At 72.9% G+C, this 15566-nt stretch carries 15 protein-coding genes; 11 read left to right on the forward strand and 4 right to left on the reverse strand.

Annotation, left to right across the window (positions count from 1 at the left end):
- The first annotated feature begins 242 nt into the window (after positions 1 to 242).
- The 4 genes from ACZ6CV_RS18610 to ACZ6CV_RS18625 all read left to right on the forward strand — a co-directional run bounded on the left by ACZ6CV_RS18610 (position 243) and on the right by ACZ6CV_RS18625 (position 4098).
- Positions 243 to 1637 (forward strand): MFS transporter, encoded by a 1395-nt coding sequence (locus tag ACZ6CV_RS18610; protein WP_469252020.1) that lies wholly within the window; start codon positions 243 to 245, stop codon positions 1635 to 1637.
- Positions 1638 to 1992: 355 nt separating this feature from the next.
- A complete protein-coding gene (locus ACZ6CV_RS18615; RefSeq protein ID WP_469251843.1) occupies positions 1993 to 2502 on the forward strand; it encodes a DUF2771 domain-containing protein in 510 nt (169 codons plus the stop codon).
- Positions 2472 to 3209 (forward strand): futalosine hydrolase, encoded by a 738-nt coding sequence (locus ACZ6CV_RS18620; protein WP_469251844.1) that lies wholly within the window; start codon positions 2472 to 2474, stop codon positions 3207 to 3209. The genes ACZ6CV_RS18615 and ACZ6CV_RS18620 overlap by 31 nt, the downstream gene beginning before the upstream one ends.
- The gene (locus tag ACZ6CV_RS18625; RefSeq protein WP_469251845.1) at positions 3202 to 4098 is read left to right on the forward strand and encodes a 1,4-dihydroxy-6-naphthoate synthase; all 897 of its coding nucleotides are present in this window, start codon (positions 3202 to 3204) and stop codon (positions 4096 to 4098) included. Before ACZ6CV_RS18620 ends, ACZ6CV_RS18625 begins: the two co-directional genes overlap by 8 nt.
- A gap of 54 nt (positions 4099 to 4152) precedes the next feature.
- Here ACZ6CV_RS18625 and ACZ6CV_RS18630 read toward each other — a convergent pair whose 3' ends face one another.
- Positions 4153 to 4536, reverse strand: a complete 384-nt coding sequence (locus tag ACZ6CV_RS18630) for a cold-shock protein (RefSeq protein WP_469251846.1) — start codon at positions 4534 to 4536, stop codon at positions 4153 to 4155.
- A gap of 193 nt (positions 4537 to 4729) precedes the next feature.
- On the opposite strand from ACZ6CV_RS18630, the gene ACZ6CV_RS18635 reads away from it, so the two are divergent.
- Entirely contained in the window at positions 4730 to 4981 is a 252-nt protein-coding gene (locus ACZ6CV_RS18635; RefSeq protein WP_358779118.1) for a hypothetical protein, read from the forward strand.
- Between the two features lie 85 nt (positions 4982 to 5066).
- On the opposite strand, the gene ACZ6CV_RS18640 is transcribed toward ACZ6CV_RS18635, so the two are convergent.
- A complete protein-coding gene (locus tag ACZ6CV_RS18640; RefSeq protein ID WP_469251847.1) occupies positions 5067 to 5696 on the reverse strand; it encodes an HAD family hydrolase in 630 nt (209 codons plus the stop codon).
- 138 nt (positions 5697 to 5834) lie between these two features.
- On the opposite strand from ACZ6CV_RS18640, the gene ACZ6CV_RS18645 reads away from it, so the two are divergent.
- The 4 genes from ACZ6CV_RS18645 (at position 5835) to ACZ6CV_RS18660 (ending at position 10021) form a co-directional block, all read left to right on the forward strand.
- The gene (locus ACZ6CV_RS18645) at positions 5835 to 6833 is read left to right on the forward strand and encodes a FecCD family ABC transporter permease (RefSeq protein WP_469251848.1); all 999 of its coding nucleotides are present in this window, start codon (positions 5835 to 5837) and stop codon (positions 6831 to 6833) included.
- 199 nt (positions 6834 to 7032) lie between these two features.
- Entirely contained in the window at positions 7033 to 8142 is a 1110-nt protein-coding gene (locus tag ACZ6CV_RS18650; protein ID WP_469251849.1) for a FecCD family ABC transporter permease, read from the forward strand.
- A complete protein-coding gene (locus ACZ6CV_RS18655; RefSeq protein ID WP_469251850.1) occupies positions 8139 to 8972 on the forward strand; it encodes an ABC transporter ATP-binding protein in 834 nt (277 codons plus the stop codon). Before ACZ6CV_RS18650 ends, ACZ6CV_RS18655 begins: the two co-directional genes overlap by 4 nt.
- Positions 8973 to 9013: 41 nt before the next feature.
- On the forward strand, positions 9014 to 10021 hold the full coding sequence (locus ACZ6CV_RS18660) for an ABC transporter substrate-binding protein (protein ID WP_469251851.1): 1008 nt from the start codon (positions 9014 to 9016) through the stop codon (positions 10019 to 10021).
- 19 nt (positions 10022 to 10040) lie between these two features.
- Here ACZ6CV_RS18660 and ACZ6CV_RS18665 read toward each other — a convergent pair whose 3' ends face one another.
- Positions 10041 to 11156: a hypothetical protein gene (locus tag ACZ6CV_RS18665; RefSeq protein WP_469251852.1), complete on the reverse strand. Its 1116-nt coding sequence runs from the start codon at positions 11154 to 11156 to the stop codon at positions 10041 to 10043.
- A 1169-nt stretch (positions 11157 to 12325) separates the two neighbouring features.
- On the opposite strand from ACZ6CV_RS18665, the gene ACZ6CV_RS18670 reads away from it, so the two are divergent.
- The gene (locus tag ACZ6CV_RS18670; RefSeq protein WP_469252021.1) at positions 12326 to 13486 is read left to right on the forward strand and encodes a glycosyltransferase 87 family protein; all 1161 of its coding nucleotides are present in this window, start codon (positions 12326 to 12328) and stop codon (positions 13484 to 13486) included.
- A complete protein-coding gene (locus ACZ6CV_RS18675; protein WP_469251853.1) occupies positions 13425 to 13796 on the forward strand; it encodes a hypothetical protein in 372 nt (123 codons plus the stop codon). Before ACZ6CV_RS18670 ends, ACZ6CV_RS18675 begins: the two co-directional genes overlap by 62 nt.
- A 49-nt stretch (positions 13797 to 13845) precedes the next feature.
- Here the strand turns inward: ACZ6CV_RS18675 and ACZ6CV_RS18680 are convergent, their stop codons facing one another.
- Positions 13846 to 15486: a DNA repair helicase XPB gene (locus ACZ6CV_RS18680; protein WP_469251854.1), complete on the reverse strand. Its 1641-nt coding sequence runs from the start codon at positions 15484 to 15486 to the stop codon at positions 13846 to 13848.
- Between the last annotated feature and the right edge of the window lie 80 nt (positions 15487 to 15566).

Consider the following 15566-nt stretch of genomic DNA (forward strand, 5'->3'; position numbering starts at 1 on the left):
CGACGTACGCCCACCCGGCGTCGCGGGGCAAACGGGCGGGCGGGCGGGCAACCCGCCGCGAAGCGGCGAAGCAGACCAGCCACACGGCGCCGGGGAGCGAAGGGGCCGCCGCCCGTCGCGGGGCAACCGCCGAAACGGGGCCCGCCGCGGAGCGGCGGAGAGGTTCGCCACGGCTCACAGCCAGTATTCGCACTAGCCGCCCCCCAACAGGGCACTATGACGGGGTGGCCCCCACCAGGTCGATGTCCGTAGGAACCGTCTCGCCGGGCCCGGCGAGGCGGACCGCCCGCGCGCTGGGCCGCGCCCTGCACCTCCCGTTCACCGGCACGGCCCGCGGCATCCGCAAGGTCACCCACGCCCACGGAGCGGGCGAGTCGGGCCTCGGCAAGCTCATCGAACTCCACGCGGTGAACGGCGCCGGCGACGTCATGATCACCGTCGCCCTCGCCTCCACCGTCTTCTTCTCGGTGCCGACCGACGAGGCCCGCGGCCGCGTCGCGCTCTACCTCGCCATCACCATGGCGCCGTTCACCCTCCTCGCCCCCGTCATCGGCCCCCTCCTGGACCGCCTCCCGCACGGCCGCCGCGCCGCGATGGCGGGCGCGATGCTGGCCCGCGCCCTGCTGGCCCTGGTCCTCTCGGGCGCCGTCGCGACCGGCAGTGTCGAGCTGTACCCGGCCGCGCTCGGCGTGCTCGTCGCATCGAAGGCGTACGGCGTGGTGAGAAGCGCCGTCGTCCCGAGACTCCTGCCGCTCGGCTTCTCGCTGGTCAAGGCCAACTCACGGGTCACCCTCGGCGGCCTCCTCGCCACCGCCGTCGCGGCCCCCGCGGGCGCCGGACTGCAGGCGCTCGGACCCCGCTGGCCGCTCTACGGCGCCTTCGCGATCTTCATCTCCGGCATGTTCCTGTCCTTCTCGCTGCCGCGGAAGGTCGACTCGTCCAAGGGCGAGAGCAAGGCGCTGCTGGCCGCCGACGAGGAACACCTGCATCTGCACGCCCGCACCGAAGCCGCCGGGGACACGACCCGCAAACGGCGCATGGGCCTGCGTACCGTCGGCCCCGCCGTCACCCACGCCCTGGTCGCCAACGCCGCCCTGCGCTGCCTCTCCGGCTTCCTGATCTTCTTCCTCGCCTTCCTCCTCCGCGAGCACCCCCTCGCGGGCCAGAGCGCCGCGGTCTCCCTCGGCATAGTGGGCGTCTCGGCGGGCGCGGGAAACGCCCTGGGCACGGCCGTCGGCGCCTGGCTCAAGTCACGGGCGCCGGAGGTCATCATCGTGACCGTCGTCGCCGTGGTCCTGGCCGTAGCCGTGACGTCCGCCCTCTTCTTCAGCGCCGTAGGCGTCGCCTGCCTGGGCGCCTGCGCCGGCTTCGCACAGGCCCTGTCCAAGCTCTCCCTGGACGCCCTGCTCCAACGCGACGTACCCGAACAGGTCCGCACCTCCGCCTTCGCCCGCTCGGAGACGCTGCTCCAGATGGCCTGGGTCCTGGGCGGCGGCATCGGCATCGTCCTCCCCCTGATCGGCCCCCTGGGCCTCTCGGTGGCGGCAGCGATCGTGGCCACCGGCTGGCTCACCACGGCCCGAGGCCTCCTGACCTCCTCCCACCGCACAGGCCCACACCGCACCCGGGTGAAGTGAGGGACGGCCCGACGAGCCCCACCGACCGATGGCCGAGAGAGCACGGGAGGGGACGTGGGGGTATGTGCGAACGGAGCACAGAGCCCACACTGGCGCCATTGTCCGTGCGGCGCGGCGCAGGGATGGCGAGTACGCACATACCCCCGCGGCCCCGCCACCCCCACACTCCGGCCAAAAGAGAGAGCCAGCCGCCAGACCACACCAACCCACCCCCCTCCCTTCACCGCGCCACCCCAAAGCGAAGCCGCCCACGCCAAAGCGAAGCCGCCCACGCCAAGGCGAAGCCGCCCACGCCACGGCACGCCCGCCACCCCCGAGTAACAACACCCCCCGACGCGCCCGATAGCCTTCGCCCATGACCTCCCTGCTCCGCGGCGGAGCCGCGAATGTGAACCGCGCGGCGCGCCGCCGCCGCACCGTGGCCGCGCTTGGCGCCGTCTCCGCCGGACTCCTCGTCCTCTCCGCCTGTGACAAGCCGACGCCGCTGGCCACCGTGACGGTCGGCAGCGACTCGGTGCACACCGAAGCCTCCTGCTACAACGACGGCAAGGAGCTGGAGACGTCGCAGCTGAAGCCCTGCCTGCAGGACAAGGACGTCAAGACCATCAAGGTCGACCCCGACGAGAAGGTCCGCTTCGGCGTCGACCCCGAGATCGCCGACAAGGGCTGGACCCTGCTGATGAACGGTCAGCCGCTGACCGAGGCCAGCAAGAAGACGTACGTCGTCATCCCCGGCAGCGTCTTCTTCAACCAGCAGTACGGCGGTGGCGGCAGCAAGTCGACCGTCAGCCTCCTCGAGGGCGGCAAGGGCTCCGGTACGAAGGCCACGGGCCTGTGGTCGTTCAAGTTCAAGAAGGACTCCTGACCACGGACACCCCGCACAAGGACACCCGCGTCCTCGTCGCCACCGCCGTCCCCGCCGAACGGGACGCGGTGGCCCGAGAGCTGCCCCCCTCCGGGGCCGACCCGTCCGGGCCCGGCCCGGACATCGACGTGCTGGCCGTAGGCGTGGGACCGGCCGCGGCCGCGGCGGGGACGGCGACCGCACTCGCCCGCGCCGCGGCCACCGGCCACCCCTACGGCCTCGTCGTCTCCGCGGGCATCGGCGGCGGCTTCGCCCCGGACGCCCCCGTCGGCTCCCTGATCGTCGCCGACGAGATCACCGTCGCCGACCTGGGCGCAGAAACCCCGGACGGCTTCACACCCGTCACCGAACTCGGCTTCGGAGCGATCACGCACCGCCCGCCACCAGCCCTCGTACGGGAGACGGCCAACGCCTCCGGTGCCGCGACCGGCACCGTCCTGACCGTCTCCACCGTGACCGGCTCAGGCGACCGCGCCGCCGAGCTGCGACGACGCCACCCGCGGGCCCTGGCCGAGGCGATGGAGGGATTCGGCGTCGCCGAGGCGGCGGCCCTGCACGGCCTGCCCGTCCTGGAGATCCGCGCGGTCTCCAACCCCGTCGGCCCGCGAGACCGCGCCGCCTGGCGGATCGGCGACGCGCTGGCCGCGCTGAGCGACGCGTTCGGGAAGTGCGCGCCGGTACTGAGGAGTTGGAACACACATGACTAACCCCCTGAACCCCACCCCCAACCCCCTCCGCATCGCCTACTCCCCCTGCCCCAACGACACGTTCGTCTTCGACGCATGGGCGCACGGCAGGGTGCCCGGCGCCCCCGAGCTGGACGTGACGTTCGCGGACATCGACATCACCAACGGCATCGCGGAACGCGCAGCGGCCACCCACCCCTCAGCCCCCAAGGACCTCGACGTCCTGAAGGTCTCGTACGCCGTACTCCCGTACGTCCTGGACGAGTACGCCCTGCTGCCCTGCGGCGGCGCCCTCGGCCGAGGCTGCGGCCCGCTGGTCCTCACCCGGGAGCCGGACGTCGACCTCACGGGCCGGACGGTCGCCGTGCCCAGCGAGAAGTCGACGGCGTACCTGCTCTTCCGGCTGTGGGCGGCGGACACGCTGTCCGACGGCGGCGTCGGCGAGATCGTGGTGATGCCCTTCGACCAGATCATGCCGGCGGTGCGCGACGGAAAGGTCGACGCGGGCCTGGTCATCCACGAGGCCCGCTTCACGTACCAGAACTACGGCCTGCACCGCCTCGCCGACATGGGCGAGCACTGGGAGGCCACGACGGGCCTGCCCATCCCGCTGGGCGCGATCATCGCGAGGCGGAGCCTCGGCACGGCGGCGCTGGAGCGGCTCGCCGAGTCGACCCGCACGTCGGTCCGCATGGCGTGGGACGACCCGGAGGCCTCCCGCCCGTACGTCCTGGCGCACGCCCAGGAGATGGACCCCTCGGTGGCGGACCAGCACATCGGGCTGTACGTCAACGAGTTCACGGCCGACCTCGGCGAGGACGGCTACGCGGCGGTGCGCGGGCTCCTCACGCGTGCCGCGGCCGAGGGACTCGTACCGCCCCTCGGCCCGGACGCGCTGGCGTTCCCCTAGCGACATTCGAGCGGCTCTCCCGGAGCGCTCTTCCCCGGGGACCGGACGCGCGCGCTATACGTCGAGTTGGTCCGCGACCGCCCGCAGCAGGCCCGCGATCTTCGCGCCGGACGCCTTGTCGGGGTAGCGGCCCTTCTCCAGCATCGGCGTGATGTTTTCGAGCAGGGTCGTCAAATCCTGGACGATCGACGCCAGTTCATCGGGCTTACGGCGCTGCGCGGCCGCCACCGACGGGGTCGGGTCGAGAATCGCCACGGAAAGGGCCTGGTCACCGCGTTGGCCGGCGACGACGCCGAATTCCACGCGCTGGCCGGGCTTGAGTGTGTCGACGTCGGCGGGCAGTACTGAGGAGTGCACGAAGACGTCGCCGCCGTCGTCGCGGGAGAGAAAGCCGAAGCCTTTCTCGCTGTTGAACCACTTGACCTTGCCGGTAGGCACGTGAAGTCCTCGTCCTCGTACTCGTCGTACTCGTCTGTGCCGGTTCCGCCCCGTCCGGTACGGCGGAGCGAAAACGGCTCTGGATAGCACTACAGCGGGTCGCTCGACCCGCCGGAACCAAGACTATTGGTCCGGGGGCCGGTGACAAGACGTCCCCGGATTCTTCCTTCGCGCTGGGAACTACCCTGGTGGGGTGCGTGACAAAACCCAAGCGAATTCCGCCGGACCGGGCGATGGAATGGTCCGGACCGGAGCCATCGTCTTCTTCGTCGGAGCCGTGGCCACACTGGTCACGGTGGCCCCGCTGTTCCTGGGCACCGACCCCTTTCCGTCCATCGCGTACGCGGTGTGCATGCTGATGGGCGTCGGCTTCCTCATCGCCGGGGCCGGCGTGCTCCGCGGCATCGCCTCCCAGCGGCGCCAGGCCCGCGGCGGCACCGGCTGACGGCCCGCCTCCCGACGCGGACCGGCCGGGCGCCGAACCAGCCGGGCGGTGGGCCGGCCGGACCCCGCACCAGCCGCTCGGCGAACTAACCGGCCGCGCCCCGCGCCACGTACGCGTCGAGCCAGGCCGGGAACTCCGCGAGGCCGCCGAGGACCACGTCCGCGCCCGCCGCGCGCAGTTCCGCTGCGTCGCACGGTCCGGTCGCCACCGCGACGGACAGCGCGCCCGCCGTACGCGCACCGCGTACGTCACCGGTGTGGTCCCCGACGTACACCGACGCGTCGTGCTCGCGCAGCGCCTCGGCCTTCGCCTCCGCCCACAGCCAGCCGATGACGGCGTCGGCCTCGATGCCGAGGTGCGACAGGTGCAGCTTCGCGTTGGGCTCGTGCTTGGCGGTCACCACGATCGCGCGGCCGCCGTGCGCGTGGACGGCGTCGATGGCCTCGCGGGCGCCGGCCATCGCGAGCGTCGGCTCGATCGCGTGTGTGGTGTAGATCTCACGGTAGAGGTCGCCCGTCTCCCGGATCGCCTCCTCCGGAAACCAGTTCCGCAGTTCCTCCTCCAGGGGCGGGCCGAGCCGCGTCACGGCCAGGTCGGCGTCGACGTACGTGCCCGTCCTCGCGGAAAGCGCCTCGTAGGCGGCCTTGATACCGGGCCGGGAGTCGATCAGGGTCATGTCGAGGTCGAAGCCGACGGTCAGGGTGTGTGAGCTCATGGACCCATTCTGCCGAGGGTGACGGCCCTGCCCGCCCGTAGACTTAGCCAAGCCTTACCGAGCCCCACCGGCCCCGTCACTCCTGCCGAGCCGCCGCGTCCCGCCCCGTGCCGTCCTCTCCGGAAACGAGCCCAGCCGATGCGTGTGCCCGTCCGACGTGCCGCCGTGCTGGCGGCGGCCGTCGTGGCCCTGCTGCTCGCCGTCCTGCTCAGCCTCGCCGTCGGCGCCCGCGCGGTCGCCCCCTCCGCCGTGCTCGACGCGCTGCTGCACGGCGGGCACGGCGGGTCCGCCGAGGTGGTCCGCGAGATGCGGGTGCCGCGCACCGTGATCGGCGTACTGGTGGGCGCCTCGCTCGCACTGGCCGGCACGGTCCTGCAGGGCATGACCCGCAACCCGATCGCCGACCCCGGCATCCTCGGCATCAGCCAGGGCGCCTCCGTCGGCGTCGTCCTCGCCATCGCCTTCGCCGGCGTGCACACGCTGCCCGGATACGTCTGGTGGGCGTTCACCGGCGCCGGGGCCGCCTCCGTCGCCGTCCACGCGATCGCGGCGGCGGGCCGTGGCGGCGCGACCCCGGTCAAACTCGCCCTCGGCGGCGCCGCGATCAACGCGCTCCTCGTCTCCGTGACGACCGCGGTGCTCACCACCCGGGCCGCCGCGCTCGACGAGTTCCGGTTCTGGCAGGTCGGCTCGCTCTCCGGCCGGGACGCCGGGATCGTCGGCCAACTCTGGCCGTTCCTCCTCGTCGGCCTGGTGCTCGTCCTCGCCGTCGCCCGCGGCCTCGACGCGCTCGCGCTCGGCGAGGACGTCGCCAAGGGGCTCGGCCAGAACGTCGCGGCGGTCCGCGTGGTCGGCGGGATCGGCGCGACGGTCCTGACCGGGGCGGGCGTGGCCGCCGCCGGACCGATCGCCTTCATCGGCCTCGCCGTCCCGCACATCGCCCGCGCCCTCATCGGCACCGACCACCGCTGGGTGCTGCCGCTCGCCGCCACGCTCGGCCCGGTGATGCTGCTGGTCTCCGACACGGCGGGCCGCATCGTCTTCCCACCCGGCGAGGTCCCCGCCGGCGTGATGACCGCGCTCATCGGGGTCCCCTTCCTGGTAACCCTGGCACGCCGCAGGACGGTGACCGCATGACAACGCCGCCCGCACGCCGCGGGGCGAAGGCCCGCACGACCATCACGCTGCCCGTACGCCGCAGGGCGGTTGACCGTGTGACCACAACGCCCTTACGCGGCACGGCGCTTGGCCGCACAACCACCACGCCGCCCGCACCCCGCAAGGCGGTGGCTCGCACGACCACCACGCCCCCCGCACGCCGCAAGGCGGTGGCCGCATGACCTCCGCGTCGCCCGGCGCCCGGGGCCGGTCCGCGTCCCGGGGCCGGCCCGTCGGGCACGCGGTGGTGCGGTTGCGGCGGGTCACCTTCCTCGTGCATCGGCGGGCCGCCGCCGTGGCCGCCGTGCTCGGCCTGCTGCTCGGCGCGGGGTGCCTGGCCTACCTCTGCGTCGGCGAGTCCTTCGTGCCGCCCGCCGAGGTGGTGAAGGTGCTCCTCGGGCGGCCCTCCCCCGACGAGCTGGTCGTGGGCACGCTGCGCGAACCCCGTATGACCGTCGGGCTGTTGGCGGGCGCCGCGTTCGGCGTGGCCGGCGCGCTCATCCAGACCGTGGCCCGCAACCCGCTCGCCAGCCCCGACATCATCGGCATCAGCCAGGGCGCGAGCGCGCTGACGGTCGGCGCGCTGACGTACGGGGTCACCTCGTACACCGTCCTGCCCTATCTGTCCGTGCTCGGCGGCATCGCGGCCGCGGCCCTCGTGTACGTCTTCGCGTGGCGCGGCGGCCTGCACGCCGCCCGCTTCGTCCTCATCGGCATCGGCTTCGCCGTCGCCCTGCGCTCGGTGACGACGCTCTTCATGACCAAGGGCGACTACCTCGTCGCGCAGCAGGCGCAGATCTGGATGACCGGCTCCCTCAACGGCCGCGGCCGCACCGAGGCCACCCCGCTCGCCCTGACCCTGCTCGTCCTGCTCCCCTGCGTCCTGTGGGCGGCCCGCGCGCAGCGCCAGGTCACCCTGGACGACGACACGGCGACGGCCCTCGGGACGCGCCTGGGACACGTACGTCTGGGCCTGGTCCTGGTCGGCGTCGTCCTCGCCTCGGTCGCCACCGGCGCCGCGGGACCGGTCGACTTCGTGGCGCTCCTCGCCCCGCAGACCGCCCGCAGGCTTACCCGCACCGCACAGATCCCGCTGTTGGGTTCGGCGCTGCTCGGCGCCCTGATCGTCGTCGTCGCCGACCTGCTGGGCCGCCGCCTCTTCGCGCCCACCGAACTCCCCGTGGGCGTCCTGACGGCGGCGGTCGGCGCCCCGTACCTGATCTGGCTGATCGTGCGGGGCCACCGCACCGGCGGCAGCCGTCCCGTCCGCACTGGAGGCCCGTCGTGACCGCCGCCCGTCTCACGGCCCGCGCGCTGACCCTCGCCTACGAGGACCGTACCGTCGTCGAGGGCCTCGACCTGGCGATCCCCGACGGCCGGGTCACGGTGATCGTCGGCCCCAACGCCTGCGGCAAGTCCACGACGCTGCGGGCCCTCGGCCGGCTCCTCAGACCGCGCAGCGGCGCCGTGCTCCTGGACGGCGCGTCGCTCGCCGGGCTCCCCACGAAGCGCATCGCCCAGCAGATCGGGCTGCTCCCGCAGACCCCCGCCGCCCCCGAGGCGATCACCGTCGCCGACCTCGTCGCCCGCGGCCGCCAGCCGCACCAGCGCTGGTGGAGGCAGTGGTCCGACGAGGACGAGCGGGCGGTGACCGAGGCGATGGACCGTACCGACGTGAGCGCCCTCGCGGAGCGCCCCGTCGACGAACTCTCCGGCGGCCAGCGCCAGCGCGTATGGATCGCGATGGCCCTCGCCCAGGACACCGGCCTGCTGCTCCTGGACGAGCCCACCACCTACCTGGACATCTCCCACCAGGTCGAAGTCCTCGACCTGGTCCGCCAGTTGGCGGCACGGACGCCGCGGGGCGAACCCGGCCGCACGGTCGTCGTGGTCCTGCACGACCTCAACCAGGCGGCGCGGTACGCGGACCACCTGGTCGCCATGAAGGCCGGCGAGGTCGTCGCCGAGGGCGCCCCCGCGAAGATCGTCACCCGGGATCTCGTACGGGAGGTCTTCGGCCTGGACTGCGTGGTGGTCCCGGACCCGGTGACGGGATCCCCCCTGGTCGTCCCCGGACCGCCCTGGTCCGCACCCCCCGACATCCCCACCTCCGAGTGAGCCGCCCCCTCGCCCCCCCAGGCCCCGTGAAAGGCGACCCCATGCCCCACACCCACACGCACGCCCACACCCACACGCACGCCCCGCTGCACCGCCGCCGCGCCCTCCTCACGGGCGCCCTGGCCCTGACCGGCGCTCTCACGCTCACCGCCTGTGGCTCCTCGGACTCCAACGGCTCCGGGGCGTCCGGCGGAACCCGTACGGTCAAGACGGCGATGGGCGACGTGAAGGTCCCGAAGGCCCCCCGGCGGGTGGTCGTCCTCGACACCGCCGAACTGGACTCGGCGATCACGCTCGGCGTACGCCCGGTCGGCGCCACGCACGTCGAGGCGGAGTCCGGGTTCCTGGACTACCTGCCCAAGGACAAGGTCAGCGGCATCAAGGACGTCGGCGAGATGATGAACCCCAACCTGGAGGCCATCGCCGCGCTCAAGCCCGACCTGATCCTCACCTCGAAGATCCGCCACGCGGCCAAGTACGACCAGCTCAAGGCGATCGCGCCGACCGTCATGACGGAGACCACCGGCTACCCCTGGAAGGAGAACTTCCAACTGCACGCCGAGGCACTCGACAAGCGGGCCGAGGCGAAGAAGGTGATCACCCGCTACCGGGCCCACGCCGCACGGGTCACCCAGGCCATCGGCGGCCGCGCGAAGGCGGAACGGACCGAGGTCAACGTCCTGCGCTTCATCGAGGGCGCCGACATCCGCCTCTACGGCGACCAGAGCTACATCGCCACGATCCTCAAGGACGTCGGCCTCGGCCGCGCGCCGATCGCGGCGAAGGCGAAGGACGGCTTCTCGTACGACCTGTCGCCCGAGAAGATCGACCTCGCCGACACCGACGTCATTTTCCGCTCCACGTACGGCGATCCGAAGAAGTCCAAGGAGACGCAGACGACGGGCAGCAGCCTGTGGAAGAACATGAGGGCGGTCAAGTCGGGCAACGTCCACACGGTCGAGGACGAGCTGTGGATCCAGGGCATCGGTTACACGGCGGCGGACAGGATCCTGGACGAACTGCGGAGGGACCTGACGCACAAGCGCTGACCACGAACCCCCGTACCACTCACGGCTGTTGGCGGCGCTGGGACCGCCACAGCAGGAAGAGGGCGGAGGCGACAGCGGCGCCCCGCACCACCCACGGCCAGGTGTCGGCGATGGCGTCGCTCATGTGCCCGTCCCGGATCGGGTCGCCCCACCGCCCCTGCGACCGCCCCCACAGCCAGCCGACCCCGGCCGCCAGGGCGAGCCCCGGCAGCCCGAGGACGGCGAACTTCGCCTCGACGCGGGAGAGCCGGCGAGAGGCGTAGGCGATGAGCCAGCCGACGCCGAGGGCAAGGAAGTTGCCGAGGACGGCGCCGACGGTGAGGAGGGCGGCGGCGAGCAGGAGCAGGGGGTTGCCGAGGGCGGGCCCGGCGCCGTCACCGCGGCGGGCCGGCCGCCACAACCGCCGCCGGCGCCCGCCCCTGTCGTCCTCTTCATACGCGAGGTCGTCCTCCTCCTCGCCGTCGTCGTCCTCCTCCTCGTCGTCGCGGCCGGGGGGCGGCTTGAGTATCTCGGGGATCTCCACGCCGCCGACGAAGCCGGGGACGGTGTCGGCGACGCCGAACGGACTGCTGTCCACCCGCCACCAGTCGGGCTCGGACCCACTGGGCCCCAACTCGTCGGAGCCGGCGAGGTGCGGGGGTGCGGCGCCCTCGAAGTCGGGGCTGTCATCGGTCTCCGCGGCGCCGGAGCGACGCGGCCGAGGCACGATGCGGCGCAGCCGCCCGGTGCCCTTCTCGGTGCCGCTTTCGCCGGGGTCGGCGGGGGGACGGCGGCGGTTGCGTTGGAGGGGGACGGCGGGGTGGGGCCGAGCGCGGGGCGCGCGGGGCGCGCGGGGCACGGACGGCACCCCTTCTGGCACGTCCCGTACGTCCCGTACGTCCCGCAGGTCATCCTGTACGTCGCCGGGGGCGCCGCCGGCCGCCTCGACGACCTCTTCCGGGGTGCCGATGCGGGCGAGGATGCGGCGGACGGCGACGGGGCCGTCGCCGACGGACTTGGACCGGCCGCGTTCGATGCGGTTCCGCAACTCGGCGACGAGTCTCATCCGGTCGCCGGACGGCAACTGCCGCTGCTGGGCCAGGTCTCCGACCCGGCTCAGGTAGTCGAAGACCAGCTGATCGCTCTCGATCCCCACGAAGTCCCCTCCGGGGCGGCTGTGTTGTGTTCTCGACGTTACCGTTTTCTGGCGGGGGCGCCTATGCGGGTGGGGTCCGCGCCTGCCGCTCCGCGGGGGAGGGGCCGGGTGGGGGGGGCTCCCCCGTCTCCCCCTGCGGGCCCAAACAGCCCCGCCGCTCCGCGGCGGATATTCCCCACCCACCCACCCGTTTACCCCGCGCCGCAAGGCGGGAGTAGGGGCGGGTGGGCCCGCCCCGTGACGTGCGGTGGAGAGGGGTGGGTGGGTTTTACCCCGCAACGTGCGGTTGGAGCGGGCGGGTGGGCGGGTCACCTGCGACGTGCGGTGGAGAGGGGTGGGCGGGTGGTTGCCCCGCAGCGTGCGGTTGGAGCGGGGCGGGTGGGCTCACCCTGCGGCGTAAGACTGGAGCAGGGCCGGGGGGCGTTGCCTCGCGACGTGCACCCGAGCAGGGCGGATTGGCGGGCCCACCGACGTGCAGCTGGAGCGAGGTGGGTGGGTGTTTGCCTCGCGTCGCCCTGCGGACGGAGTAGGGGTGGGTGGGTGTTTGCCTTGCGTCTGGCTGTCGAGGGTGGGGGGCGGGTGCGTTCGTCCGTACCGGGCTGCGGGAGCCCGGACGGGTGGGCCCGCGTTTGCCGCAGCCGCCTGTGGGAGCCGGGGCCGGGTGGGCCCGCGTTTGCCGCAGCCGCCTGTGGGAGCCGGGGCCGGGTGGGCCCGCGTTTGCCGCAGCCGCCTGTGGGAGCCCGGACGAGTGGGCCCGCGTTTGCCCGCACCCGCCTGCGGGAGCCGGGCCGGGTGGGCTCGTGTCTGCCGCCCCGCCGGGCCGCACCCGCAAACGCTCGGGAGGGGACGTGGGGGTATGTGCGCACGGAGCACCGAGCCAGCAATAGCAATGTTGTCCGCGAGGCGTGGCGAACAGTGGATGGCGAGTACGCACATACCCCCGCGGCCCCGCACCCACAGACGAAGCGAAGGCGCGGACGCCAGCCCAAGGCGCCCCGCACCCCACCACGGACCCAAAGCGCAGACGCCACGCCCCCGCGCCCCGCACCCCCATCCACTACCCTCCCCCCGTGAAGTCACGGAACGCGACGCATCCAGCACTCAGCGTCACCACCCTCGCCGCATCCCTCCTCGCCCTCCTCGCCCTCTGCGCCGCCCAGCACATCCCCATGGCCGACACCCTCGTCTACCGCGCCGAAGGAGCCGCCGTCGCCCGCGGCAGCGATCTGTACGGGTTCACCGTCACCCCGTGGCAACTGCCCGCCACCTACCCCCCGTTCGCCGCCATCCTCTTCGTACCGACCACCTGGCTCCCCCTCCCCGCCCTCAAAACCGCCTTCCTGCTCGGCAACATCGCCCTCCTCGCCCTCCTCGTCCACCTCTCCTGCCGCCTCGCGAACCTCCGCACCACCACCGCCACGACCACGACCACGACCGTCACCGCCACCGCCCTCGCCCTCTGGCTCGAACCCGTCTTCCAGACCGTGCTGTTCGGCCAGATCAACCTCGCCCTCGCCTGCCTCGTCCTCTGGGACCTCACCCGTCCCCCCGCCGCCCTCGGCAAAGGGCTCGCCATCGGAATCGCCGCCGGCATCAAGCTGACGCCCGCCGTCTTCATCGCGTACCTCTTCCTCCGGGGCCGCACCCGCGAGGGCGTCACCGCGCTGGCCGGCTTCACGGGCACCGTGCTGCTCGGCGCGCTCGTCCTGCCCGCCGCCAGCGTTGAGTTCTTCACCCGCCGGGTCTTCGAGACGGGCCGCGTCGGCAAGGCGTGGATCGTCGACAACCAGTCACTCCAAGGCTTGGCCGCCCGCATCCTGCACGACGCCGAACCGGGCGCCGCCTGGGCCGTCCCCGCCGCCCTCACGGCCGCCCTCGGCCTGTGGCTGGTCCGGCGCGCGCCCACCGAGCCCCGCGCCGTACTCCTGACCGCGTTCACGACGCTGCTGATCTGCCCCATCAGCTGGTCCCACCACTGGGTGTGGTGCGTGCCGCTGCTCGCGGTCCTGGTCGCCGAGGGCAGAACCCGCACGGCGGCCGCCGTGGCCGCGCTCTTCACGGCCCGTACGTTCTGGCTGCTCCCGCACCACGGCGACCTGGACCTGCATCTGCCGTGGTGGCAGCAGCCGTTGGCGGCGCCGTACCCGCTCCTCGCGCTGGCGCTGCTGCCGATGCTGAGTACTTCCCTGAGTACGCCGAGTGAGCCGAGTACGTACCTGAGTACGAGCACAGAGGCCCCGCTCCCCCACCCCCCGGTTGACTCCCCCCATGAGCTCCGAGACCCGTACCGAGACCCGTACCGAAACCCGCACCGAGTGGGCCGCCCGTAACGCCGCCTACGCCGCGACACACCCCATCCCCCAGCCCGCCCGCAACCTCGCCCTGGGCCTCGCGACCCCCGCCGTACTGCTGCTCCTCGTCCTTGCCTGGTGGATCGTCGGGCTCGACGCGGAGTTCGGCGGCGCGTCGTCGGCGACACATCAGGACCTGGTCGTCCGCTGCGTCTTCGGGACCTTCGGCGGCGTCGGCTGCCTGGCGGCGGGCTGGCTCACGCCGCGCGACGCGGACGCGGCGTGGCTGCGGACGGCGTTCGCGCTGCTGTCGGTGGCGGCGATCCCGGCGGCGCTGTCCGCGGGCTGACCACTCGTCCCGTCGTCGGCCGCCCCCACCCTCCCCCAGCCCGGAGGGATTAGCCGGCCAGCAGCTCGTCCGCGTCGACGATCCGGTACGCGTACCCCTGCTCGGCGAGGAACCGCTGCCGGTGGGCGGCGAAGTCCTGGTCGATGGTGTCGCGCGCGACGACGGAGTAGAAGCGCGCCTCGTGCCCGTCCGCCTTGGGCCTCAGCACCCGGCCGAGCCGCTGCGCCTCCTCCTGGCGCGACCCGAACGTGCCGGAGACCTGGATGGCGACGGTCGCCTCCGGCAGGTCGATGGAGAAGTTCGCGACCTTGGAGACGACGAGGACGGAGAGCTCGCCTTCCCGGAAGGCGTCGAACAGCTTCTCGCGCTGCGCGTTCGTGGTCTCGCCCTTGATGACGGGCGCGCCCAGGTGCTCGCCGAGCTCGTCGAGCTGGTCGATGTACTGCCCGATGACGAGGGTCTGCTCGCCCGCGTGCTTCTTGACCAGCGCCTCCGTGACCTTCCGCTTGGTGGCGGTGGTGGCGCAGAAGCGGTACTTCTCCTCGGCCTCGGCGGTGGCGTACGCGAGCCGCTCGCCGTCGGTCAGGTTGACGCGGACCTCGACGCAGTCGGCGGGCGCGATGTAGCCCTGCGCCTCGATCTCCTTCCACGGGGCGTCGAACCGCTTGGGCCCGATGAGCGAGAAGACGTCGGACTCGCGCCCGTCCTCCCGTACGAGGGTGGCGGTGAGGCCGAGGCGGCGGCGGGCCTGGAGGTCGGCGGTGAACTTGAAGACGGGTGCGGGGAGCAGGTGCACCTCGTCGTAGATGACGAGTCCCCAGTCGCGGGAGTCGAAGAGCTCCAGGTGCGGGTAGATGCCCTTCCGCTTCGTCGTGAGGACCTGGTACGTGGCGATGGTGACGGGGCGGATCTCCTTGCGGGTCCCGCTGTACTCGCCGATCTCGTCCTCCGTGAGGGAGGTCCGCTTCACCAGCTCGTGCTTCCACTGGCGGGCGGAGACGGTGTTGGTGACGAGGATGAGGGTGGTGGCCTTGGCCTGCGCCATGGCGCCCGCGCCGACGAGGGTCTTGCCGGCTCCGCAGGGCAGCACGACGACGCCGCTCCCGCCGTGCCAGAACCCCTCGACGGCCTGCTGCTGGTAGGGCCGCAGCGACCAGTTGCTCTCGTCCAGGTCGATCGCGTGCGCCTCGCCGTCGACGTACCCGGCGAGGTCCTCGGCGGGCCAGCCCAGCTTCAGCAGGGTCTGCTTGATCTGGCCGCGCTCGGAGGGGTGCACGGCGACGGTGTCCGGGTCGAGGCGTGCGCCGACCAGCGGCTGCACCTTCTTCGACCGCAGGATCTCCTCGAGGACCGGCCGGTCGGTGGTGGTGAGGACGAGGCCGTGGGTGGGGTGCTTGGAGAGGGTGAGGCGCCCGTACCGCGCCATGGTCTCGGCGACGTCCACGAGGAGGGCGTGCGGGACGGGGTAGCGGGAGAACTCCACGAGGGCGTCCACGACCTGCTCGGCGTCGTGTCCCGCGGCCCGCGCGTTCCAAAGGCCGAGGGGGGTGACGCGGTAGGTGTGGATGTGCTCGGGGGCCCGTTCCAGCTCGGCGAAGGGCGCGATGGCACGGCGGCAGGCATCGGCCTGCTCGTGGTCGACCTCGAGCAGGAGGGTCTTGTCCGACTGGACGATGAGGGGACCGTTCACGCGAGCGCCCTTTCATTAAGGCCAAACGTCCAGTGTGCCGCATGCACGCGCCCTGCGGCGGTGACGTCCGCTACAGCCGC

This window comes from Streptomyces sp. NPDC041713, assembly GCF_055591085.1.

Bases quoted from the DNA above. Each gene is read 5' to 3' on its own strand.
- ACZ6CV_RS18610 (WP_469252020.1), top strand. From the start codon at position 243: ATGTCCGTAGGAACCGTCTCGCCGGGCCCGGCGAGGCGGACCGCCCGC.
- ACZ6CV_RS18615 (WP_469251843.1), top strand. From the start codon at position 1,993: ATGACCTCCCTGCTCCGCGGCGGAGCCGCGAATGTGAACCGCGCGGCG.
- ACZ6CV_RS18625 (WP_469251845.1), top strand. From the start codon at position 3,202: ATGACTAACCCCCTGAACCCCACCCCCAACCCCCTCCGCATCGCCTAC.
- ACZ6CV_RS18640 (WP_469251847.1), bottom strand. From the start codon at position 5,696: ATGAGCTCACACACCCTGACCGTCGGCTTCGACCTCGACATGACCCTG.
- ACZ6CV_RS18645 (WP_469251848.1), top strand. From the start codon at position 5,835: ATGCGTGTGCCCGTCCGACGTGCCGCCGTGCTGGCGGCGGCCGTCGTG.
- ACZ6CV_RS18650 (WP_469251849.1), top strand. From the start codon at position 7,033: ATGACCTCCGCGTCGCCCGGCGCCCGGGGCCGGTCCGCGTCCCGGGGC.
- ACZ6CV_RS18660 (WP_469251851.1), top strand. From the start codon at position 9,014: ATGCCCCACACCCACACGCACGCCCACACCCACACGCACGCCCCGCTG.
- ACZ6CV_RS18670 (WP_469252021.1), top strand. From the start codon at position 12,326: ATGGCCGACACCCTCGTCTACCGCGCCGAAGGAGCCGCCGTCGCCCGC.
- ACZ6CV_RS18675 (WP_469251853.1), top strand. From the start codon at position 13,425: ATGAGCTCCGAGACCCGTACCGAGACCCGTACCGAAACCCGCACCGAG.